General features: G+C 75.5%; 18 protein-coding genes and 1 pseudogene. 6 read left to right on the top strand and 13 right to left on the bottom strand.

The features are described from left to right. Positions 1 to 13: 13 nt before the first annotated feature. Positions 14 to 997, bottom strand: coding sequence for an adenosine deaminase (locus SNE206_RS00530; protein WP_407911296.1), 984 nt, complete (start codon positions 995 to 997; stop codon positions 14 to 16). A 487-nt stretch (positions 998 to 1,484) separates the two neighbouring features. On the opposite strand from SNE206_RS00530, the gene SNE206_RS00525 reads away from it, so the two are divergent. Together SNE206_RS00525 and SNE206_RS00520 are read left to right on the top strand one after the other, a co-directional pair. Further along, positions 1,485 to 2,540 carry a nitrous oxide reductase family maturation protein NosD gene (locus tag SNE206_RS00525; protein WP_407911295.1) on the top strand — a complete coding sequence of 352 codons (1,056 nt, stop codon included), beginning with the start codon at positions 1,485 to 1,487 and terminating at the stop codon, positions 2,538 to 2,540. Positions 2,541 to 2,623: 83 nt separating this feature from the next. Then, the gene (locus SNE206_RS00520) at positions 2,624 to 3,682 is read left to right on the top strand and encodes a methyltransferase (RefSeq protein ID WP_407911294.1); all 1,059 of its coding nucleotides are present in this window, start codon (positions 2,624 to 2,626) and stop codon (positions 3,680 to 3,682) included. A gap of 223 nt (positions 3,683 to 3,905) precedes the next feature. Here the strand turns inward: SNE206_RS00520 and SNE206_RS00515 are convergent, their stop codons facing one another. From SNE206_RS00515 to SNE206_RS00485, 7 genes are all read right to left on the bottom strand, one after another. After that, on the bottom strand, positions 3,906 to 4,235 hold the full coding sequence (locus tag SNE206_RS00515) for a TcmI family type II polyketide cyclase (protein ID WP_407911293.1): 330 nt from the start codon (positions 4,233 to 4,235) through the stop codon (positions 3,906 to 3,908). A gap of 5 nt (positions 4,236 to 4,240) precedes the next feature. Continuing rightward, positions 4,241 to 4,696: an SRPBCC family protein gene (locus SNE206_RS00510; RefSeq protein WP_407911292.1), complete on the bottom strand. Its 456-nt coding sequence runs from the start codon at positions 4,694 to 4,696 to the stop codon at positions 4,241 to 4,243. 4 nt (positions 4,697 to 4,700) lie between these two features. Further along, positions 4,701 to 4,955, bottom strand: a complete 255-nt coding sequence (locus SNE206_RS00505; protein ID WP_407911291.1) for an acyl carrier protein — start codon at positions 4,953 to 4,955, stop codon at positions 4,701 to 4,703. A 33-nt stretch (positions 4,956 to 4,988) separates the two neighbouring features. Further along, a complete protein-coding gene (locus tag SNE206_RS00500; RefSeq protein ID WP_407911290.1) occupies positions 4,989 to 6,236 on the bottom strand; it encodes a beta-ketoacyl synthase N-terminal-like domain-containing protein in 1,248 nt (415 codons plus the stop codon). After that, positions 6,233 to 7,498, bottom strand: a complete 1,266-nt coding sequence (locus SNE206_RS00495; RefSeq protein ID WP_407911289.1) for a beta-ketoacyl-[acyl-carrier-protein] synthase family protein — start codon at positions 7,496 to 7,498, stop codon at positions 6,233 to 6,235. Before SNE206_RS00495 ends, SNE206_RS00500 begins: the two co-directional genes overlap by 4 nt. Further along, positions 7,495 to 7,920, bottom strand: coding sequence for a cupin domain-containing protein (locus SNE206_RS00490; RefSeq protein ID WP_407911288.1), 426 nt, complete (start codon positions 7,918 to 7,920; stop codon positions 7,495 to 7,497). The genes SNE206_RS00495 and SNE206_RS00490 overlap by 4 nt, the downstream gene beginning before the upstream one ends. Before the next feature lie 64 nt (positions 7,921 to 7,984). After that, positions 7,985 to 9,088, bottom strand: a complete 1,104-nt coding sequence (locus SNE206_RS00485) for a SchA/CurD-like domain-containing protein (RefSeq protein WP_407911287.1) — start codon at positions 9,086 to 9,088, stop codon at positions 7,985 to 7,987. 322 nt (positions 9,089 to 9,410) lie between these two features. Here SNE206_RS00485 and SNE206_RS00480 point away from each other — a divergent pair, with 322 nt between their 5' ends. Further along, positions 9,411 to 11,039: an FAD-dependent oxidoreductase gene (locus tag SNE206_RS00480; RefSeq protein ID WP_407911286.1), complete on the top strand. Its 1,629-nt coding sequence runs from the start codon at positions 9,411 to 9,413 to the stop codon at positions 11,037 to 11,039. A gap of 94 nt (positions 11,040 to 11,133) precedes the next feature. On the opposite strand, the gene SNE206_RS00475 is transcribed toward SNE206_RS00480, so the two are convergent. Beyond that, a complete protein-coding gene (locus SNE206_RS00475) occupies positions 11,134 to 13,245 on the bottom strand; it encodes an MMPL family transporter (RefSeq protein WP_407911285.1) in 2,112 nt (703 codons plus the stop codon). Between the two features lie 167 nt (positions 13,246 to 13,412). Here SNE206_RS00475 and lpdA point away from each other — a divergent pair, with 167 nt between their 5' ends. After that, complete coding sequence (gene lpdA, locus SNE206_RS00470) at positions 13,413 to 14,819, top strand: dihydrolipoyl dehydrogenase (protein WP_407911284.1); 1,407 nt, start codon at positions 13,413 to 13,415, stop codon at positions 14,817 to 14,819. Positions 14,820 to 14,972: 153 nt separating this feature from the next. Then, positions 14,973 to 16,481, top strand: a complete 1,509-nt coding sequence (locus SNE206_RS00465) for a carboxyl transferase domain-containing protein (RefSeq protein ID WP_407911283.1) — start codon at positions 14,973 to 14,975, stop codon at positions 16,479 to 16,481. A 10-nt stretch (positions 16,482 to 16,491) separates the two neighbouring features. Here SNE206_RS00465 and SNE206_RS00460 read toward each other — a convergent pair whose 3' ends face one another. After that, entirely contained in the window at positions 16,492 to 17,088 is a 597-nt protein-coding gene (locus tag SNE206_RS00460) for a TetR/AcrR family transcriptional regulator (RefSeq protein WP_407911282.1), read from the bottom strand. Positions 17,089 to 17,233: 145 nt separating this feature from the next. Here SNE206_RS00460 and SNE206_RS00455 point away from each other — a divergent pair, with 145 nt between their 5' ends. Further along, the gene (locus SNE206_RS00455; protein WP_407911281.1) at positions 17,234 to 17,818 is read left to right on the top strand and encodes a hypothetical protein; all 585 of its coding nucleotides are present in this window, start codon (positions 17,234 to 17,236) and stop codon (positions 17,816 to 17,818) included. 30 nt (positions 17,819 to 17,848) lie between these two features. Here SNE206_RS00455 and SNE206_RS00450 read toward each other — a convergent pair whose 3' ends face one another. The 3 genes and pseudogenes from SNE206_RS00450 to SNE206_RS00440 all read right to left on the bottom strand — a co-directional run bounded on the left by SNE206_RS00450 (position 17,849) and on the right by SNE206_RS00440 (position 21,751). Continuing rightward, positions 17,849 to 18,505, bottom strand: coding sequence for an ATP-binding cassette domain-containing protein (locus SNE206_RS00450; RefSeq protein WP_407911280.1), 657 nt, complete (start codon positions 18,503 to 18,505; stop codon positions 17,849 to 17,851). Continuing rightward, positions 18,502 to 21,188: pseudogene (locus SNE206_RS00445) on the bottom strand (ABC transporter permease subunit). The gene SNE206_RS00450 and the pseudogene SNE206_RS00445 overlap by 4 nt, the downstream one beginning before the upstream one ends. Beyond that, positions 21,185 to 21,751: a hypothetical protein gene (locus SNE206_RS00440; protein WP_407911279.1), complete on the bottom strand. Its 567-nt coding sequence runs from the start codon at positions 21,749 to 21,751 to the stop codon at positions 21,185 to 21,187. The pseudogene SNE206_RS00445 and the gene SNE206_RS00440 overlap by 4 nt, the downstream one beginning before the upstream one ends. Between the last annotated feature and the right edge of the window lie 59 nt (positions 21,752 to 21,810).

Here is a 21,810-nt window from a genome sequence, read left to right as displayed (position 1 = left end):
GGCGCGTCGCGGCTCAGAACCGGTGGGCGTCTACCTCGGCGAGGTAGCGGTCCCGGGTGGCCGCGTCCAGGAACGACGCCTCGAAGGAGTTCCGGGCGAGGGTCCGCTGGTCGTCCTCGGTGAGGCCGAGCGCGGCGGCGGTGTCGGTGAGGTTCTGGCCGACGTAGCCGCCGAAGTAGGCGGGGTCGTCGGAGTTGACGGTGACGACCAGGCCGGCGTCGAGCATCCGGCGCAGCGGGTGGTCGGCCAGGGTGTCGACGCAGCGCAGCCGGACGTTGGAGAACGGGCACACGGTGAGCGGGATGCGCTCGCGCACCAGCCGCTCGACGAGCTCCGGGTCCTCCAGGGAGCGGATGCCGTGGTCGATCCGTTCGACGCGCAGCACGTCGAGGGCCTCCCGGACGTACGCGGCGGGGCCCTCCTCTCCGGCGTGGGCGACGGCCCGCAGGCCGAGTTCGCGGGCGCGCTCGTAGACGGCGGCGAACTTGGCGGGCGGGTGGCCGACCTCGGCGGAGTCCAGGCCGACGGCGGTGATGCTGTCGAGGTGCGGCTCGGCCTCCTTCAGCGTGGCGAGGGCGTCCTCGGCGGGGAGGTCGCGCAGGAAGCTGAGGATGAGCCGGGTGGTGATGCCGTGCCGTTCCCCGCTGCGGCGCAGGGCCGTGTCGAGTCCGGTGATCACGGTGTCGAGCGGGACGCCGCGGCCGGTGTGGGCCTGCGGGTCGAAGAAGATCTCCGCGTGCCGGACGCCCTGCTCGCGGGCCCGGACGAGGTAGGCCTCGGCGAGGTCGGTGAAGTCCTGCTCGGTGCGGAGGACGTCCGTCAGCCGGTAGTACAGGTCGAGGAAGGACTGGAGGTCGTCGAAGCGGTAGGCGGCCCGGAGCTCCTCGACGCTCGCGAAGGGCAGGGCGACGCCGTTGCGCTCGGCCAGCCGGAAGGCCAGCTCCGGCTCCAGGGTGCCTTCGATGTGAAGGTGCAGCTCGGCTTTCGGTAGTGACATCAGGCGATTGTACGCAATTGCCCCACCTTATCCCAGCCAGCCCCTGCTGCGGGCCGCCGCTCGCCCGCACCGGCCGGCCGGCCCGGCGCACCCGGCGGGCGGCCCGCTCCCGCGGGGGTCCGCCCGCACGGCCTGACGCCCCGTCCGCTGACGGCCTGTCGCCCGGCCGCGCCGCCGGCGTCCCCCGGTCGGCCCTCCGCCGCTGCGGCGCCACCGCCCTCGGGTGACGCTGAGGTGATCCACGCGCCCGCGCGCCGACGACGGAGGAACCCATGACCGAGTCCGCCCGCCCGGCCGAGCGCGTGGCACCAGGCCGGCTCACCGCCCCGCGCGGGATATGACGGCCCGCCACGGACGACCCTCCCCGGCACCGCACCCGCCGGTCCGGGAGCCCGTCCCGCCGCTGCCCCGCCGTACCGGGCCGCACCCGGCCCGTCCCGACCCCGGCCCTCCCCGACCCCGCACCCCGAAAGCAGGCTCCTGTTCCATGCCCATGCGACGGACCCACTACCTCGCGGGCGGCCTCGCCGCCCTGGTCGCCCTCGCGGCCGCACCGCCCGCCCACGCCGCCACCGTCCACCTCGTCGCCCCCGGCGGGTCCATCCAGGCCGCCGTGGACGCGGCCGCCCCCGGCGACACCGTCCAGCTGATGGCCGGCACGTACCGCGAGAGCGTGCTGATCTCGCGCTCCGACATCCGGCTGCGCGGTGTCGGCCCGTCGACCGTCCTCACCCCCGACCCGGCGCAGACGGGCAACGCGTGCGCCACCGCCGGCCACGGCATCTGCGTGCACGGCACCGACACCCAGCCCCTCACCGGCGTCCAGGTGTCCTCGCTGAACGTCACCGGCTTCACGAAGAACGGCCTCGACGCGGCGAACACCGACGGCCTCCGCATCACCGGCGTGGGCGCCCACCGCAACGGCCAGCAGGGCATCAGCCAGGAGAAGTCCGTCCGCGCCCGCCTCACCGGCAACAGCGCGACCGACAACGTCCAGGCCGGCATCTTCCTGGCCAACTCGGTCGCCAACGAGGGCGGCGCGATCGACACCCAGGGCACCGTCATCCGCGCCAACCACCTGTCCGGCAACCGGATCGGCGTGATCGTCCGCCGCGCCCGGACGCTCACCGTCGACGCCAACGACATCACCGGCAACTGCGGCGGCGTCTTCGTCGTCGGCGACGAGGGCGTGCCCAAGGCGGGCGCGCTGACGGTGAGCCGCAACCGGGTGGTGGAGAACAACAAGTACTGCCCGCCCAACCCGCGCCTCGCCTTCATCCAGGGCACGGGCATCCTCTTCACCGGCGCCGAGGACTCCCTCGTGACGGACAACCAGGTGCAGGACAACAAGGGCGCCTCGCCGATGTCCGGCGGCATCGTCCTCTTCAGCAGCGTGGTCGGCACCCCCAACAACCGGATCACCGTGACCCGCAACGTCCTGTCGTCGAACGGCCCCGCCGACCTCGCCGACCGCGACACGGGCACCGGCAACACCTTCACCGGCAACTACTGCACGGTCTCCGAGCCGGCCGGTCACTGCTGACCCCGCCCGCCCGCACCACGGCACCACCCCGCACACCCCCCTCCCCACCGGGCACCCTGCCCCCGTCCACGAAAGGCGGCCCGATGTCCGCCACGGCCACCGTTCCTCCCGCCACCGGCGCCCCCGCCACCTCCCCGCCCTCCGCGATGCGGATGCGGGAGCTCGTCTTCGGCGCCGCGTGCGCCGCGGCCATCCGGGCCGCGGCGTCGATCGGCGTCGCCGACGCCCTCGGCGAGTCCCCCGCGTCCGTCCGCGACCTGGCCTCCGCCGTGGGGGTCGAGCCCAAGCCGCTCCGCCGCCTGCTGCGGGCCCTCACCAGCTACGGCATCTTCACCGAGGCGGACGACGACCGCTTCGCCCACACCGACATGTCCCGGATGCTGCGCGAGGACGCCCCCAACAGCCTCCGCCACATCGCCCTCTGGTGCACCGAGCCGTGGACGTGGCAGGTGTGGCCCCGCCTCGACGAGGCGGTGCGCACCGGCCGCAACATCTTCCCGGAGCTGTACGGCAAGGAGTTCTTCGAGTACCTGCACGACGACGCGGGCGAGTCCGCGAAGGTCTTCGACAAGGCGATGAGCAGCTCCAGCCGCCAGTCGGCCGCCGACCTGGTGGCCTTCCTGGACCTCACCGGCGTCTCCAGCGTGGTCGACATCGGCGGCGGGCAGGGCCTGGCCCTGGCCGGGCTCCTGGAGAAGCACCCCGGCCTGCACGGCACCCTGCTGGACCTGCCGCAGGTCGTCGCGGACGCCGACCCGCGACTGCGTCCCGGCGGTTCGCTCGCCGGCCGGGCCCGCCTGGTGCCGGGCGACTGCCGGGTGTCCATCCCGGTGGAGGCCGACCTCTACCTGATCAAGAACATCCTGGAGTGGGACGACGAGTCCACCCGGCGCACCCTGGCCAACATCGTCGCCTCGGCCCGGCCCGGCGCCCGCGTCGTGGTGGTCGAGAACCTCGTCGACGACAGCCCCTCGATGCGTTTCACCACCGCGATGGACCTGCTGCTGCTGCTGAACGTCGGCGGCGCCAAGCACTCCCGGGAGAGCATGCTCGGGCTGATGAGCGAGGCGGGCCTGCACGTCGACGAGGTCCGCCCGGTCAACCCCTACCTGCACGCCTTCGAGAGCACCGTCGAGGGCTGACGCCCCGTCCGTACCGCCCGTGGCCCGCCGGCAGCCCGCCGGCGGGCCACCGGCGTTCCCACCCGGCCCCGCTCCCCCGCGCCCCCGTACGCCCGGGCCCGCCGCACGCACCGCCCCGCACGCACCGCCCTGCGCCTCCACCGCCCCGCGCACCTGCCGCCGGGCACACGCCAGGGCGCCGGCCCGGTGGATCCCGGCCGGCGCCCTGGGCGGTCCTGCGGCATCAGCCGACGGGCCGCTCCCAGCGGTAGAACTCGCGTGCCATGGCGTCGGCCGGCTCCCGCCAGGTCTCCGGGTCGTACGCCTGGACGTGCGCCGTGAGCCGCTGGCTCACCTGGCGGAACTCCGGGTGGCGCACGTGCTCGGCAACGGACGGGCCGGGCGGCCGGTCGGCCTCGATCAGGTGCATGTAGAGGTCGCCGAACTGGAAGAGGCTGCGTCCGGTCACGCCGATCAGGCCCGGCAGCTCACCGCAGTCGGAGTCGGCGAAGATGCCCGCGATGTCCCGGTCCGCGCCGGGCCGCATCCGGGCGACGATGAGCGAGCGGTACACGGCGCTCACCTCTGCCCCGCCCGCTTCTCGACCTTCTCCCGGATCAGTTCCATCTGGATCCGCGAGTTGCGGTTGATGTGGTTGGTCATGCCGTCGTCGTCGACCGGCGCGGTGGGCTTCATGGCGAAGTCCTGGACCCAGCGCATCAGCGTGCCCTGGGGCTGCTCGGCGTACTCCCAGCGGATGTCCATGAACTCGAACGGTCCGGGCTCGACGCGCCGGGCCCTGACCGTCAGCCCGTGCCGGTCGGTCTCCCGCTCGGAGACCCAGCTCCAGACGGTGCCGTTCTCGTCGGGGTGCATGGTGAGCCGGAAGGTGGTCTTCGGACCCTCCCGGTCGATCACCTCGACGGAGGCGTACTCGCTGAAGAGGCCGGGCCAGTTCTCCAGGTCGTTGGTGATGTCCCAGACGAGGTCGACGGGGGCGTTGATGAGGATCTCGTTGTCCGTGTGGCCGGGCATGGTGTCAGGCTCCCGTCGTCGCGGACGCGTTGACGGCGTCGAGGAAGTCCTGCGGGGTCTTGGACATCTCGGCGCCGGGGCTCACCGGCGAGGCGTGCCGGTTCTCCAGCTCGCCGACGATGCCGAGCAGCGCGAGCGAGTCGACGCCGAACTCCTCGAAGGTCGCGCCGGGGCGCTCCAGGTCGAGCGGGTCGACGGTGATGCCGGCGCGGGCCTTGATCAGCGCCGCCAGTTCGCCGTAGGTGAGGGCGTGGGTCATGGGGGTTCTCCTAGGTTCGGGAGGGGTGGCCGGTCAGGACCGCGCACCGGCGCCGGCGCGCAGCACCAGGGCGGCGTTGGATCCCATCAGCCCGCGGCTGAGCACCAGGGCGGTGCGCAGCTCCGCGGTGCGGCCGTAGCCGCAGACCAGGTCGAGGTCGTGCACGACGTCGGTGACGTTCGGCGTGGGAGGGACGAATCCCTGCTCCATCGCCAGCACGGCCGCGGCGGTGTCCAGCAGCGGTGCGCCGCAGTAGGCGCGTCCGATGCCGGTCTTAGGCGCCGTCACCGGCACCCGGCCGGCGTGGGCGCCGAGCGCGTCGGCGATGGCCAGCGCCTCGGCGCGGTCGGCCTCCGGCACGCCGAGGGCGTCGGCGAAGACGACGTCGATCTCGTCGGGCGCGCAGCGCGCCTGTTCGAGGGCGGAGCGGATGGCACGGGCGAGGCCCTCGCGGGACTCCGCCCAACGGGACGCGCCGGTGAAGGTGGCGGCGTGTCCGGCGAGTTCGGCCCGGATCCGGGCGCCTCGCCGGCGGGCCACCGTCTCGTCCTCCAGGACGAACATCGCGCCGCCCTCGGCGGGGACGAAACCGCTCGCCCGTGCGGTGAACGGCAGGTAGGCCTGCGCCGGGTCCTCGACGAGGCTGAGCTCGGGGTAGCCGAGCTGGCAGACCATCGAGTAGGGGGCGAGCGGCGCCTCCGCACCGCCGACGACGATCGCGTCGGCGCCGCGCGCTATGCTCCGGGCCGCGTGCGCCAGGGCGTCGAGGCCGCCGGCCTCGTCGCTGGCCACGACCGCGCAGGGCCCCTTGAATCCGCCGCGGATGGAGATCTGTCCGGTGCTGGCGGCGTAGAACCACGCGATCGACTGGTACGGGCCGACGAACCGGGGGCCCTGGCCCCACAGGTTCTGCAGCTCGCGCTGGCCGAACTCGCCGCCGCCCGAACCGGCCGCGGTCACCACGCCGGTGGCGAACGGCGCGTTCTCGTCCGGGTGCAGGCGCGCGTCCTCCAGGGCGAGGTCGGCGGCGGCCATCGCGTAGTGGGTGAAGCGGTCGGTCTGGACGAGGAAGCGGCCCTCGACGGCGGCGTCGGCGTCGAATCCGGTCACCTCGCCGGCGACCCGCAGCGGCAGCTGCTCGCAGCCCTCGCGGGTGACCGGGCCGAGGACGGCGGCGCCTTCCCGGGTGGCCTTCCAGAAGTCGTCGGCGCCGACGCCGTTGGGTGCGATCACCCCAATGCCGGTCACCACCGTCCGCCGGTTGCCTCGGGCACTGGTCATGTCCGTGCCCCCTCTCTGCTGAGGACGACCGCGGACTGGAAGCCGCCGAAGCCGCTCCCGACGGAGAGCACGTGCCGCAGGGGCAGCTCGCGCGCGGTCCTGGGCACGTAGTCCAGGTCGCACTCCGGGTCCGGGGTCTCGTAGTTGGCGGTCGGCGGCACCACCCCGTTCGCCAGCGCCAGCGCGCAGGCGACGAGCTCGATGGCGCCGATGGCACCGAGCGAGTGGCCGACCATCGACTTGATGGAGCTCATCGGCGTCCGGTAGGCGTGGGCGCCGAGCGAACGCTTGACGGCGGCGGTCTCGTGCCGGTCGTTCTGCTTGGTCCCGGAGCCGTGCGCGTTGACGTAGTCGAGGTCGGAGGCGTTGACCCCGGCGTGCTCCAGGGCGCTGTCGATCGCCGCCGACATCTCCAGGCCCTCCTGGGTGAGGCCGGTCATGTGGTACGCGTTGCCGAAGGTGGCGAACCCGCCGATCTCGCAGTGGATCCGGGCGCCGCGCCGCCGCGCGTGCTCGTACTCCTCCAGCAGCAGGACGGCGCCGCCCTCGCCGAGCACGAAGCCGTCCCGGGTGGCGTCGAACGGCCGGGAGGCGTGCTCCGGGTCGTCGTTGCGCTCGGAGGTCGCCTTGATCGCGTCGAAGCAGGCGACGGTGATCGGGGAGATCGGCGAGTCCGAGGCGCCCGCGATGCAGACGTCCACCCGCCCGTCCTCGACGGCCTGCAGGGCGTAGCCGACCGCGTCGAGGCCGGAGGTGCAGCCGGTGGAGACCGTCTGCACCGGCCCGTACGCGCCGGCCTGCTCGGCGACCGCGGAGGCGAGCGTGGCGGGGGTGAACGCGCGGTGCAGGTGCGGTTCGGCGGCCCGGTGGTCGACGTCCCAGCGTCCGCCGCGGGCGCTGACGCCGACGTAGTCGTGCTCCAGCCGGGTGGTGCCGCCGACCGCGGTACCGAGCGAGACGCCGACCCGCCACGGGTCCTCGGCGGCCATGTCGATCCCGGCGTCGCGGCACGCCTCGGCGGCCGCGGCCAGCGCGAACTGCACGTACCGGTCGGAGCGGGCGATCTCCGAGGCGTCGAGACCCGCCGCGTACGGGTCGAAGTCGCACTCGCCGGCGATGCGGGAGCGAAAGCCCGACGGGTCGAAGAAGGTGATGCCGCGGGTCGCGGTACGCCCTGCGGTGAGGAGGTCCCAGAACGCGGGGACGCCCACTCCGCCGGGCGCGACGACGCCGAGCCCGGTGACCACCACCCGCCGGTTCACGAGACTGCCTCGGCGGGTTCCGGCGGGGCCGGCCAGGGGGTGTCCTCGGTGTCGACGTGGCCGATCTCGGGCCGCGGGGCGAGCGGGCCGAGGTGGAAGACCATCCGCGCCTCGGTGCTGCCGACGTTGCGGAACCGGTGGCGGACGTCGAGCGGGATCATCAGGCCCTGCTCGGGGGCGAGCCGCAGCGGCACCCCGTCGAGGTCGACCTCCAGCTCGCCGCAGACCACGAAGACGAACTCCTCGGAGTACGGGTGGTAGTGCTCCGCGATGCGGTCACCCGGCTGCACGATCGCCAGCCCCATGAAACCGCTGGTGGCACCCACCGTCGCCGGACTGAGGAGGGTGCGCAGATCGCCGCCGCGGCGGGTGTTCGGCGGTGCCTCGTCGACGCGCACGATGCGTGGGAAATCCGTGGTCATGGTTGATGCCTCCAAGGGCGGTTCGGGGAAGGGCCGTCGGGTTCGACGCCCTCGGGCCGGATGCTCAGGCGTCGGCGGCCGCGCGGTCGGTGACCAGCTTCATCGTGTGGTCGGCGAGGAAGCGGGCGACGCCGGTCGCGGTCCGCAGGTCGTGGTGCTCGTCGAGGTCCAGCAGCTTGCCGAGGGCCTCGGCGGCGGGGTGCCCGGCGGCGCCGACGGCGAGCGCCGGGTCGGCCTCGGCGCGGCCGGCCAGGTCGATCAGGCGGACGACCACGTCGCCGCGGTGGAAGATCGTGCTGGAGACCAGCGGGGTGCCCTCCTCGACGGCCTGGCGGTCCTGGCGGGCCAGCAGGCCGACGACCGGGTCGCCCTGTCCGGGCCGGACGGGGTAGTGCACCGCGTACCGGGACACCGGCGCGGCCGGCGCGTCGGCGGAGGCGACACGGTGCACGGCGGGCAGCGCCGCCCGCATGAAGAAGCCGCGGGCCGACTCCGGGTCGTCCAGGTCGCGGGCCTCCTCCAGGTACGGGTTGATCGCCTGCTCGACGGCGCGCACCTCGGGCTGCATGGCGACGTGCCGCAGGGCCGCGCCGAGGTCGCCGGAGACCTCGACGGCCCGCACCACGCGGTTGCCGTGCAGGAAGAGCGAGGTGCGGCAGAGCCGCGTGTGGTCGTCGACCCGGGCCCGCGGCGAGGCGTAGCCGGCGAGGATCCGCTCGACCTCGGGCTCGCTGCCGGGCTTGACGGTGAAGGTCAGCGCGTGCCGGACGATGCCGTCGACGACCGGCTCGGGCCCGTCGTAGACGTAGTCGCCGGCGGTCTCCCGCATGATGCTGAAGCGCAGCGAGCGGGTGTCGCGGACGCAGCCGTGCAGCGGCTTCACCATCTCCCGGTGCTCCTCGCTGTCCACCCAGGACAGGAAGGGCTGGGCGCTCTCCCACTCGCTGGTGATGAGCCAGCGGGACGGGTCCTCGATCGACTGGCAGAGCTGGTCGCTGACGTGACCGGGCACCGCGGCGACCTGGTGGCGCAGCTGCTCGTAGGCGCGCAGGAAGCGCTCCTGCTCGCCGGCCATGACGTCGCACATCAGCACGACGCGCAGCCGGGGCGCGGTGATCGCGGCGTGGTGGGAGTCGGTTACGGCTTCGGTGAGGGTGGTCGTCATCATCACTCGTTCTTCTCGAGACGGAGGCGGGCAGGACCGGCGCACCGCAGGCCTGCAGCAGGGCTGGAAAGGGCGGGGCGTCCGGCGGCGCCGTGGCAGGCGGCCCGGGTGGCGGAGGTTCGCGGACGACCCGCTGCTGGTGGCGGCGGGTCCTGACCGGGGCCGGTCACGCGATCTGAGGTCGATCGTGGCCGTCCGTGACGGATCGTGCGAGAGCAGGAACCCATCCGGGCGAAATGACAGGTCCATGGGCGCAGTCGGCAGGGCGGACACGGAGGACTCCCGCGACGCTGGGGGCGGGCCCTTCTCATGACTGGAGTGACCGATGAAACCAACCGCCGACGGCCGGCTGCCCGTCCTGATCGTGGGCGGCTCCCTGGTGGGGCTGTCCACTTCCCTCTTCCTGGGCCGGCTGGGGGTGCCCCACCTGCTGGTGGAGAAGCACGCCGGTACCTCGCACCACCCGCGTGGACGCGGCAACAACGTCCGGACGATGGAACTCTTCCGGGTGGCGGGCGTGGAGTCCGCGATCCGGCAGGCCGCCTCCGTCCTGGCGGAGAACCACGGCATCCTGCAGGCCGACACGCTGACCGGGGCCGAGCAGGAGTGGCTCTTCCGGGAGATCGACCCGGGCGGCGCCCTCAAGCGGTTCAGCCCGTCCGGCTGGTGCCTGTGCAGCCAGAACGACCTGGAGCCGGTGCTGCTGGAGCACGCCCGCCGGCTGTCCGGGGACATCCGGTTCGGCACCGAGCTGGTGTCGTTCGAGCAGGACGCCGACGGGGTGACGGCGCTGCTCCGCAGCAGGGAGACCGGTGCGGAGGAGACCCTCCGGGCGTCGTACCTGGTGGCGGCGGACGGGCCGCGCAGCCCCGTCCGGGAGCGGCTCGGCATCGGGCAGACCGGGCCGGGCGACCTGTTCCACAACGTGAGCATCACCTTCCGGGCGAAGCGGCTGGCCGACGTGGTCGGCGACCGGCGCTTCATCGCCTGCTACCTGACCGATCCGGCGGGCGCCGGGGCGCTGCTGCCGGTGGACAACCAGGAGCAGTGGGTGTTCCACGCGCCGTGGCACCCGGAGAACGGCGAGGCGCTGGAGGAGTTCACGGACGAGCGGTGCATCGCGCACATCCGGGCCGCGGCCGGGGTGCCCGACCTGGAGGTGGAGATCACCGGCCGGGCACCGTGGCACGCCGCGCAGCGGGTGGCCGAGCGGTACTCCGCCGGGCGGGTGTTCCTGGCGGGCGACTCGGCGCACGAGATGTCCCCGACCGGGGCGTTCGGCTCCAACACGGGCATCCAGGACGCGCACAACCTGGCGTGGAAGCTGGCCGCCGTGCTCGGCGGCTGGGCCGGGACCGGTCTGCTGGAGTCGTACGGGCGCGAGCGGCGGCCGGTCGCCGAGGCGACGAGCGCGCGGGCGACGGCGCGGTCCGCGGAGCACCGGCACCCGGGCTACGAGGTGACGCCGGGCACCGGGCGGCAGAGCAACGTCCTTGCCGTGGCGCTCGGTTACCGCTACCCGCTGGGTGCGGTGGTGGGTGCCGACGCGGACGGCCCGGCGGTGCCGGACACGTTCGCCGCGGACGGCTCCCCCGGCGGACGCGCCCCGCACGTGCGGCTCCGGCGGGCCGGGGTGGCGCTGTCCTCGCTCGACCTCTTCGAGACCGTGCCGGTGCTGCTGGCCGGGTCGGACGGGCGGGCCTGGCGGGAGGCCGGCGAGCGGGTCGGCAAGCGCCTCGGCGTGCCGCTCACCGTCCACCGGGTCGGCCCCGGGCTGGAGTTGGAGCAGGGGCCGGAGCCGGGCCCGGACTTCGCCGAGGCGTACGGCATCGGCGCGGAGGGCGCGGTGCTGGTGCGGCCGGACGGGTTCGTCGCCTGGCGGTCGGCGGAGTCCGTCGGCGAGCCGGAGGCCGTGCTGGAGGCCGTGCTGCGGTCGGTGCTCTGCCTGGACTGACCGGCGGAACCGAGCGGCGGCGTGCCCGGGCGGGGGAAGCCCGGTCACGCCGCCGCCGTGCGGGCGCGGCGGCCACGGCCGCGACTACGGCTACCTACGGCCCGGGGGCCTGCGGCGCGGCCTGCGTCCGGTGCTCGCCGGCGGCCGCACGGGTACCCAGGCGGGAGGGCCACCACATGTGGCGGTCGAGGTCGATGGTGAGCGCGGTGACCAGCACCGACCGCACGACCAGGGTGTCCAGGAGGACGCCGAGGGCGACCGCGAAGCCGATCTCGGCGAAGCCCACGACCGGCAGGGTGCCGAGCACGGCGAAGGTGGAGGCGAGGATCAGGCCCGCGGAGGTGATGACGCCGCCGGTCGCGGCGAGTCCGGCGACCGCGCCCTCCCGGGTGCCGCGGTGCACGGACTCCTCCCGGACGCGCGTCATCAGGAAGATGTTGTAGTCGATGCCGAGCGCGACCAGGAAGACGAACACGAACAGCGGGAAGGCCTGGTCCTGCCCCTCGAAGTGGAAGACGTGCGCGAAGACGAAGGCGCTGACGCCGAGGGCCGCCGTGAACGAGAGCACCACCGTGCCGATCAGCACGAGCGGCGCGACCACCGCCCGCAGCAGGGCGGCGAGGATCAGCATCACCACGACGAGCACCAGCGGGATGATCACCTTGTTGTCGTGGGCCGCGGCCCGCCCGGCGTCGAGCTGGACGGCGGTGTTGCCGCCCACCTGGGCGTCGGCGCCCGGGATCGCGTGCACGGCGTCGCGGACCCGGTCGACGGTGGCCTTCGCGGCGTCGCTGTCCGGCGGATCGGCCAGGGTCGCCTGGAAGATCGCCTCGCCGTTCTTGACGATGACGTCCGTCGCACCCGCGACCCCCTGGGTGGCGGCCGTCGTCACCCGGACGCGCTCGGCGCCGCCGGCGTCCGACACGACCGTCAGCGGCGACCCGGTGCCGCCCGGGAAGTGCGCGGCCAGCACCTGCTGACCGGTGACGGAGTCGGGCTTGCCGGTGAACGTCCCGGCCGCGGTGAGGCCGGTGGCGTCGAGCGAGATCAGGCCGAGGCTGCAGACGGCGAGCGCCAGGGCGGTGCCGGTCCACACCTTGCGCGGCCGCCGGCCGATCCAGCCGCCGACGTGCGCCCAGCGACCGCTGCGGGTCGGCTCCGGCGTGCCGTACGCGGGCCGGACCGGCCAGAAGATCCAGCGGCCCGCGATCACCAGGATCGCCGGCAGCAGCGTGAGCATGGCCGCCAGCGCCACCAGGACGCCGATCGCACAGACCGGGCCCAGGCCGCGGGTGGAGTTCATCTCGGCGACCAGCAGGCACAGCATCGAGGCGACCACCGTGGCCGAGCTGGCCAGGATCGCCGGACCGGCCCGGTGCAGGGCGAACGCCATCGCCTCGTGGCGGTCGCGGTGGTTGCGCAGCTCCTCCCGGTAACGCGCGGTGATCAGCAGGGCGTAGTCCGTGCCCGCCCCCAGGACCAGCACGATCAGGATGCCCGCGCTCTGGGCGTTGACGGTCAGCCCGGCGTACTTGGCGAGCAGGTAGATGACCGCCTCGGCGACCATCAGCGCGGCACCCGCCGAGAACAGCGGCAGCAGCCACAGCACCGGGCTGCGGTAGGTGAGCAGCAGCAGCACGATGACCACCGTGACGGTCGCGAACAGCAGGGTGCCGTCGATGCCCGCGAACGCCTCCGCCTGGTCGGCGCCGATGCCGGCCGGACCGGTGACGTACGTGGCCATGCCGAGGCTGCCGTCCGACGCCGTGGCGCGCAGCGAGTCGACGGCGGGCTGGAGGTCCTCCCAGCCGCCCGTGCCGATGTCGACCGGCACGACGGTCTGCATGGCCTTGCCGTCGGCGGACACCTGCGGGCCGACGACCACGCCGGCGACGTGCGGGGCGTCCGCGAACGCGGCGGCGTCCCGCACCGCCACGGCCTTGTCGGCCGCGGTGATGCCGCCGTCGCGCTCGTACACGACGACGGCCTGGGCGGTGTCGACGGGGAAGAAGCCGCGCTGCGCCTCCAGCACCTGGGTCGACTCGGCGTTGCCGGGCAGCCAGCTGGACGCCTCGTTGTCCTCGACGTCGGCGAGCTTGCCCGCCAGCGGCACGGCGACCACGAGGAGCACCAGCCAGAAGGCCAGCACGAACCACTTGGCACGTCTGCCGCAGGGCAGTGCGGCGATCTTCGCGGACGGGCTCATCGGGCACCCCCTTGCGGGCCCTCGGCTGCTCCGGCGGCGGCCCGCGCCCCGGCTCCCGGCGGAGGCACGGCCTCTCCCAGCATGCCACCGGCGCGCGGACGGTGACGGGTCGAGCGGGCTCCCGGCGGCCCGCCCGCCGAGACCCGGCGAGGTCTATCGTGTGGCTCATGAGCTCACACTTCGACGTCGTGGTCCTGGGTGCGGGCCCGGGCGGGTACACCGCCGCGGTCCGCTCCGCACAGCTCGGGCTTCGCACGGCGGTCATCGAGACCAAGTACTGGGGCGGCGTCTGCCTGAACGTCGGGTGCATCCCGTCGAAGGCCCTGCTGCGGAACGCCGAGCTGGCGCACATCTTCACCAAGGAGGCGAAGACCTTCGGCATCACGGTGGAGGGCACCGTCCGCTTCGACTACCGCGAGGCGTACCTGCGCAGCCGCAAGGTCGCGGACGGGCGGGTGGCCGGCATCCACTACCTGACGAAGAAGAACGGCATCACCGAGTACGACGGCTGGGGCACCTTCGTCGACGACCACACCCTGCAGGTCACGCTGGGTGCGGGCGGCACGGAGACGGTGACGTTCGACCACTGCATCATCGCGGCCGGCGCCACCACCCGGCTGCTGCCCGGCACCGCGCTGAGCGAGCGCGTCGTGACGTACGAGGAGCAGATCCTCACCGACACGCTGCCGGGGAGCATCATCATCGCGGGGGCCGGCGCGATCGGCGTCGAGTTCGCGTACGTGCTGCACAACTACGGCGTGAAGGTGACCGTCGTCGAGTTCCTCGACCGGATGGTGCCGCTGGAGGACGCCGACGTCTCCGCGGAACTGGCCAAGCGTTACAAGCGGCTCGGCATCGAGGTGCTGACGTCGACGCGGGTCGACGCGATCGACGACACCGACCCGGCCGCCAAGGTGCGGGTGACCGTCACGCAGAAGGGCGAGCAGAAGGTGCTGGAGGCCGACAAGGTGCTCCAGGCCATCGGCTTCGCCCCGCGCACCCGGGGCTACGGCCTGGAGAGCATCGGCGTGAAGCTCACCGAGCGCGGTGCGATCGACGTGGACGGCCGCGGCCGCACCAGCGTGCCGCACATCTACGCGATCGGCGACGTCACGGCCAAGCTGATGCTCGCGCACGCCGCCGAGTCGATGGGCGTCATCGCCGCGGAGACCATCGCGGGCGCGGAGACCATGGAGCTCGACTTCGTGATGATCCCGCGTGCCACCTACTGCCAGCCGCAGATCGCGAGCTTCGGCTGGACGGAGGCGCAGGCCCGGGAGCAGGGCTACGACGTGAAGGTCGTGAAGTTCCCCTTCACCGCCAACGGCAAGGCGCACGGCCTCGGCGACCCGGCGGGCTTCGTCAAGCTGATCAGCGACCGGAAGCACGGCGAACTGCTCGGCGCGCACCTGATCGGCCCCGAGGTCACCGAGCTGCTGCCGGAGCTGACGCTGGCCCAGCAGTGGGACCTCACCGTGCACGAGGTCGCCCGCAACGTGCACGCCCACCCGACCCTCGGCGAGGCGGTCAAGGAGGCCGTGCACGGCCTGGCCGGGCACATGATCAACTTCTGATCCGGCACCGCCCGGCACGGGCGGCGGCCACCGGGACACCCGGGGCCGCCGCCCGTGCCGTATCCGCGGGGCGCCGCCTCCGGGCCGCCCGGAGGCCCGTACCCTGGGCCCGGGCGGGTGCCGGTGCAGCACCCACGGACCGCGGGGGTGCACATGGGCGAGGAACGCGGCCCGACGGCCGGGCGGCTGATCGGCCTGGTCGTCGACGACGGCAGCTTCACCTGCTGGGACGACCCGGCCGCCCACCCGGCCGCCGACCCCGCCTACGCGGCCTCGCTGGCCCGCGCCGCGGAGGCCACCGGCCTCGACGAGGCCGTCACCACCGGCCTCGGGCTCGTCGACGGCCGGCCCGTCGCCCTGATCGCCTCCGAGTTCGGCTTCCTCGGCGGCTCGATCGGCGTCGCCACCGCCGAACGCATCACCCGTGCGGTGGAACGCGCCACCGCCGAGGGCCTCCCCGTGCTGGCCCTGCCGGTCTCCGGCGGCACCCGGATGCAGGAGGGCTCCGCCGCGTTCCTCTGCATGGTGCGCGTCACCGCCGCCGTCCAGGCCCACCAGTCCGCCGGACTCCCCTACCTCACCTACCTGCGCAACCCCACCATGGGCGGGGTCTTCGCCTCCTGGGGCACGCTCGGCCACGTCGTGCTCGCCGAGCCCGGCGCCCGGCTCGGCTTCCTCGGCCCCCGGGTCTACGAGGAGCTGCGCGGCGTCCGGCTGCCGCCCGGCGTGCAGCGGGCCGAGACCCTGGCCGCCCGCGGCCTCGTCGACGCCGTGGTGCCGCCCGAGGACCTCCGCGGCACCGTCCGGCGCGTGCTCGCCGTGCTCGGCGCCCGGCAGCCCGTACGGCAGCCCGAGCCGCCGCCCGGGCGTCCCGCCGGCAGCACCCGGGACGCCTGGGACTCCGTGCGCCGCACCCGCCGGACCGACCGGCCCGGCACCCGCGAACTGCTCGACGCCGGCGCCGACGAGGCCGTGCTGCTCGGCGCACCCGGCGGCCACGAGGGCGCCCTCGTCCGGGCCCTGGCCGTCTTCGGCGGGCAGCCCGCCGTGCTCGTCGGCCAGCAGCGGGCCCCCGCGGGCGCCGACCGGCCGTTCACCGCCGCCGACCTGCGCGCCGTACGCCGCACCGCCCGGCTCGCCCAGCAGCTCGGGCTGCCGCTGGTCACCGTCGTCGACACCGCCGGCGCCGAACTCTCCGTGCAGGCCGAACTCGACGGCATCGCCGTGGAGATCGCCCACTGCCTGCACACGCTCACCGCGCTGCGCACCCCGGTGCTCGCCGTGCTGCTCGGCCAGGGCTCCGGCGGCGGCGCGCTCGCCCTGCTGCCCGCGGACCGGGTCGTCGCCGCCGAGCACGCCTGGCTCGCCCCGCTGCCCCCCGAGGGCGCCTCGGCGATCGTCCACCGCGACGGCGGGCACGCCGCCGAGCTGGCCCGCACCCAGGGCATCGGCGCGTACGACCTGGCGGCCGTCGGCCTCGTCGACGAGGTGGTCGCCGAGCTGCCGGACGCCGCCGACGAGCCGGCGCCGTTCGGCGCCCGGGTCGGGCAGGCGGTCGCGCTGGCGCTGGGCGCGCTGACGGCCGTGCCGGTCGAGCAGCGGCTCGCGGCGCGGGCGGCGCGCAACCGGCGGCTCGGCGACCGGGCCGCGCCGCAGGGCTGACGCGGGCCGGTCAGGGGCCGTCGAGCCCGAGGCCGCGCCAGAGCGCGGCCAGGCCGTCGAGGTAGACGCCCTCCCGGTCCGCGGCGGCCGACCAGCCGGGCAGGTCGGTGCGCTCGCGATGGGCGAGCTCGATGCCGACCGTGCCGTGCAGGACCGCCCAGACCAGGTACGCGTCGTGCGCGGCCGCCTGCGGGGCGGCGGCCCGGCCGACCGCGGCGGCCAGCACCCCGAACGTCGACCCGAGCGCCTCCGTCCGCAGCCGCGGGCCCGGGTCGAACCCCGGCACCGCCCGCTCGAACATGAACGCGTACCGGGCCGGGCTCTCCAGCCCGAAGGCGCGGTACGCCAGGGCCAGGGCCCGGACGTCGGCGGCGGCGTCACCGGTGACGGGCACCCGCGCGAAGGCGTCGCGGAGCATCGCGAACGCCCGCTCGTACAGCGCTTCTAGCATGCCGGTGCGGCTGCCGAACCGGCTGTAGACGCCCATCGTGGACGACCCGGCCTCCTCGGCGACCCGGCGGACCGTCAGACCGGCCGGCCCGTGCTCCGCCACCACCCGCAGCGCGGCCCCGACGAACCGGTCCCTCAGCTCCTCGCCCTCCACCACGGCACCGCCCGTCCCTTCCCCACGTCCTGCCGGGTCTTACCGAACGATGACGGACCCCGGCGGGCCCGGCTGCGGGCCCCCTCCGGAACCTACGTTATGACAAGCGTTATCCGCTGCTCCCGCGACCGCCCTGGAGGCACGCACCATGACCACGCGCCCGCTCGCCCTCGACCGGCCCGCCGGCTGGGCCGGCCTGACGTCCGCCGCGATCCTGCTGCTCAACGCCGCCCGCCGGGGCGGGCTGATCCCCGACGACCTGGCCTTCACCCACGTGCTCGCCCCCCTGGCGGAGGCCTTCGGGCTGTTCCTCGTCACCGGCCTCTTCCTGGCCGTCCGCGAGCGCGTCGGCGCCCTCGCGACCGTCGGCTACGCCCTCAACTTCCTCGGCATGGCGGGCCTGCTCGGCGTCGAGTACATCCTGAACCTGGTCTTCCCCGAGCTGACGGGCGACCAGATCACGGACCTGGTGGACGGCCTGACCGGCCGGGTGTTCACGGCCTCGTCCGTCGTCTTCCTCACGGGTGTGCTGCTCTTCGGGGCCGCGCTGTGGCGGGCCCGCACCGTGCCCCGGGCGGCCGTCGCCGCCTACGTGCTCGGGGCCGCGCCCGTCGCGCTGCGCGGTGTGCTGCCCGCGGCGGCCTTCCCCCCGGGGCTGCTCGTGATGGCGCTCGGCGTGGCCGGCCTCGGCGTCGCCCTGGTCAGGAGCACCGCCGTCCGCGCCACGGCGTAGCGGCCGCCGCGCCGGGGCACCGACGGCCGGTCACGGCAGGGGTGCCCCGGCGCGGAGCTCGCCCGGCTCCCCGATGAAGACCACCCGGCCGCGGTGCAGGACGTGCACCACCGCGGCCCCGGTGAGACCGGCGGGCAGCGCCGGGGCCGCCACGACGACCGTCCGGCCGAGGGCCGCCGCGGCCAGCAGCCGGCCGTGCAGCCGGGCGGCCACCGCCGGGGCGAGCCCGCGGTCCGGCTCGTCGAGCAGCAGCAGGCGGGGCCGGGCGGCCAGTGCCCGTCCGAGCGCCGTCATCTGCTGCTCGCCGCCGGAGAGGGTGCCGGCCCGGCGGCGGAGCAGCGGGAGGAGCTCGGGGAACACCCCGGTCGCCTCCCCGGCCCCGGCGCCGAGGTGCTCGGCGACGGTCAGCGCGCCGAAGACCGCGCGCTCGGCGGGGACGAGGGCGAGGCCGGCGCGGGCCCGGAGGTGCGCAGGCAGCGCGGTGACCTCCCGGCCGCCCCACAGGACCGCCCCGGAGACCGGCCGGACCGCGCCCGCCAGCGTCCGCAGCACCGTGCTGCGGCCGGCGCCGTTGCGGCCGAGCAGCACGGTGACCCGCCCGGCCGGGAACGCCAGGTCGACCCCGTGCAGGGCCTCGACCAGCCCGTACCGGACGCGGACGGCGCGCAGCTCGGCCTCGACGGTCACGGCCCGCCCCGGGCTCGGGCCGCCCCGGGGCCGGCCAGCACCTCGGCGGCGGGTCCGGACGTCAGCATCCGGCCGGCCGCCATGACGTACGCGGTGTCGGCGAGCCCGGCGACGAACCGCACGTCGTGCTCGACGAGCAGCAGGGCCAGGCCCTCGGCGGCGAGCGCGCGCAGCACGGCGGCGAGCCGGTCGGCCTGCGCCGGGTCGAGTCCGGCCGCGGGTTCGTCGAGCAGCAGCACGGCGGGCGTCGCGGCGAAGGCGCGGGCGAGTTCCAGCAGGCGGAGGGTGCCGGTGGGGAGCCGGTCGACGGGGTCGTCCCGGAGGGCGTGCAGGCCGAGCAGGTGCAGTGCCCGGTCGGTGGCGGCACGGGCCCCGGGTCCGCCGGGGACGGGCAGGCCCAGCAGGCCGCGGGCGGTCCCGCCGGTGCGCTGCTCGGCGCCGAGCAGGACGTTCTCACCGACCGTCAGGCCGGGGAAGACGGCGATCTGCTGGAACGTCCGGGCGAGGCCGAGGCGGGCCCGGGCGTGGTCGGGCAGGCGGGTGACGTCGCGTCCGGCCAGCAGCACCCGGCCCGCGTCGGGGCGGACGGCGCCGGCGAGGCAGTCGAAGAGGGTGCTCTTGCCGGCGCCGTTCGGGCCGACCAGTGCCGTGATGCGGCCCGGCGGCACGTCGAGGTCGACGCCGTCGACCGCGGTGAGGCCGCCGAACCGCCGGACGAGACCGCGCGCGGCCAGGCCCGCCTCCGGCACGGCGCTCACCGGGGACGCTCCGGCGGACGGCGGCGGACCCGGGCGCGCGCCCGCTCCCCGAGCGGGGTCAGCCGGGGCGGCGCAGCGGGCGGACGCGCCGCCGTCCGCCGCAGGACGCCCGCGAGGCCGCCGGGCATCCGGCCGACGGCCGCGGCGAGCACGCCGACCACCACGGCCGCGGTGCCGGGTGCCGAACCGGCCTCCAGCCCGGTCAGCAGGGCCGCCGCCAGGACGGCACCGACCGCGCTGTCCGCGCCCGCCACGACCACGGTCGCGAACCACAGCAGGCTCTGCACCGGGTCGAACGCCGTCGCGGAGAACGCCCGCCCGCCGAGCGCCGTGAGGCCGCCGCCGAGCGCGGCCAGCCCGGCACCGGCCATGAAGACGAGCAGCTTGAGGCGGGGCACGTCGACGCCCGCGGCGGACGCGCCCGCCTGGTGGTCGCGCATCGCGGTGAGCGCCCGGCCGGTCCGCCCGCGGTGCAGGGCCCGCACCAGCAGCAGGGCGGCCCCGAGCAGGACGAGCTCGGCGGCGTAGAAGGCGGCGTCGCCCGCCAGGAACCGCGGCCGGTCGACGGCGAGCCCCGCGGTGGCGTACGGCTGGTCGAAGACCAGCCGGCTGAGCGCGGTGCCGACCGCGAACGTGACCAGGGCCAGGGCGAGGCCGCGGCGCCGGATCGCGGGCCACCCGGTCAGCAGGCCGAGCGGCACCACGGCGGCCACCGCGAGCAGCAGGGCGGCCGCCGCGGGGAGCGGCCCCACCCCGGGCACCCGGCCCGACATCAGCAGCGCGGTGCCGAGCGCGCCGAGGCCCGCGTAGCCGGCCTGGCCGAGCGAGACCTGCCCGCCGTACCCGGTGACCACGACGACCGACAGCAGCACCAGGGCCAGCGCGGGCACCGCCACCGCGTGCCGCAGGTCGTCGCTGCGGAAGCCCAGCGGCAGCAGCAGGAGCAGGGCGCACGCGGCCCGGGCGGCGCCCGCCGCCGGGCCGGGCCGGGCGGCCGGGCCCGACGGCGCGAGCCCGGTGTCGTCGACGGCGCCGCGCCACGGCAGCAGGGCGGCCACCAGGAGCGCCACGGTGAACAGGTCGGCCTGCACGGCCTCGGCGAGCGGCAGCATCCGGCCGGGCGGGCGCAGCCGGGTGAGTTCGCTCTGGGCGACGCCGAGGGCGAGCCCGGTGACGACGGCCACCGGGAGGCTGCGCAGCCGGGCGGCGACGGCGACGGCCATGGTCTCCATCACGAGCAGCGGCAGCCCGTACGGGTCGAGCAGGAGGAACGGCGCGAGCAGGACGCCCACCAGGCCCGCGGTGAACGAGCCGAACGCCCAGCCGGCCGCGGAGATCCGGTCGGCGTCGATGCCGGCGAGCCCGGCGAGCGGACGGTTGTCGACGACGGCGCGCATCCGCAGGCCGAACGCCGTCCACCGGGTGACGAGCCCGACCCCGCCGGCCAGCGCGAGGACGGCGGCGAGCTGGACGGCGGTGTCGAGGCGCAGCACGTGGCCGCCCAGGTCGGCGAGCCGCTGCGGCCCGACGAGGGCGGGCGCGTCGGCGAACGGCGCGGTGCCCCACAGCAGCACCACCGCGCCGACGAGCAGCACGAACACGCCGATCCCGGCGACCATCGCCTCGCCCGCCCCGGCGCCGCGCCGCTGCAGCGGCCGGAACACCGCGAGGTCGAGCAGCACGCCGAACGCCGGGGCGGCGAGGAGCAGGCAGAACGCGGCGGCCGGGGCGAGCGGCCAGCCGCGGACGACGACGAGCTCGCGCAGCAGGTAGGCGGTGGCGACGGCCTGCGCGCCCTGGGCGAGGTTGAGCACGCCGGTGGTGCGGTGGGTGACCACCAGGCCGACGCCGCTGAGCGCGGCGGCGCTGCCGACGGACAGCCCGGCCAGGGCGAGGTCGGCGGTGAGGCCGGCGCCCCCGCTCACGGTCCGGGCACCGCGGGCGGCCGGTCGCCGCCGGGGGGCCGGTCGCCGCCGGGCGGTCCGGGTTCGCAGACCGGGCAGGGGGTGAGGCCGCGGTCCCGGACGGCCTGCGGGTCGGGCGGGGCGGCGGCGCTCTTCCCGGCGACGAGCAGGCAGTCCGGGCGGTGGTAGAGCGTGCCGCCGGGCAGGGCGACCGCCGGCCCGGGCGCCGGTCCGGGGCCGTCCGCCGGGCCGGGGCCAGTGTCGGGGCCGTCGTCGGGGCCGGGTTCGGCGGGCGGGCGGTCGGTGACGAGCAGCGCGTACAGCTCGTCGAGGCGCGGGTCGGCGGCGCCGCGGCCGGGCGGGCGGCGGACGGCGATCAGGACGGCGCCCGCCACGATCAGCGCCGCCCCGGGGACGGTCGCGGAGGCGAGGTAGGGCACCTGGCGGGCCGTGAACCGCTCGCCGGAGACGCCGTACCAGCCGAGGACGCACAGCCCGGCGCCGGCCGCGAGCGTGAACCAGCCGGGCCACTCCCGGAGGGCTCTCAGCAGCCCGGCGGCGCTCGGCCGGGGAATCCGGTTCATCCAGACCTGTCCGTTCTGTACAGGTATGCCCGCTCCTCTTGCGGTTCGTCCGCAGATCG

Source organism: Kitasatospora sp. NE20-6 (assembly GCF_045862635.1).
The sequence above is the reverse complement of the archived record's forward strand: the minus strand, read 5'-3'. Positions and strand labels throughout refer to the sequence as shown.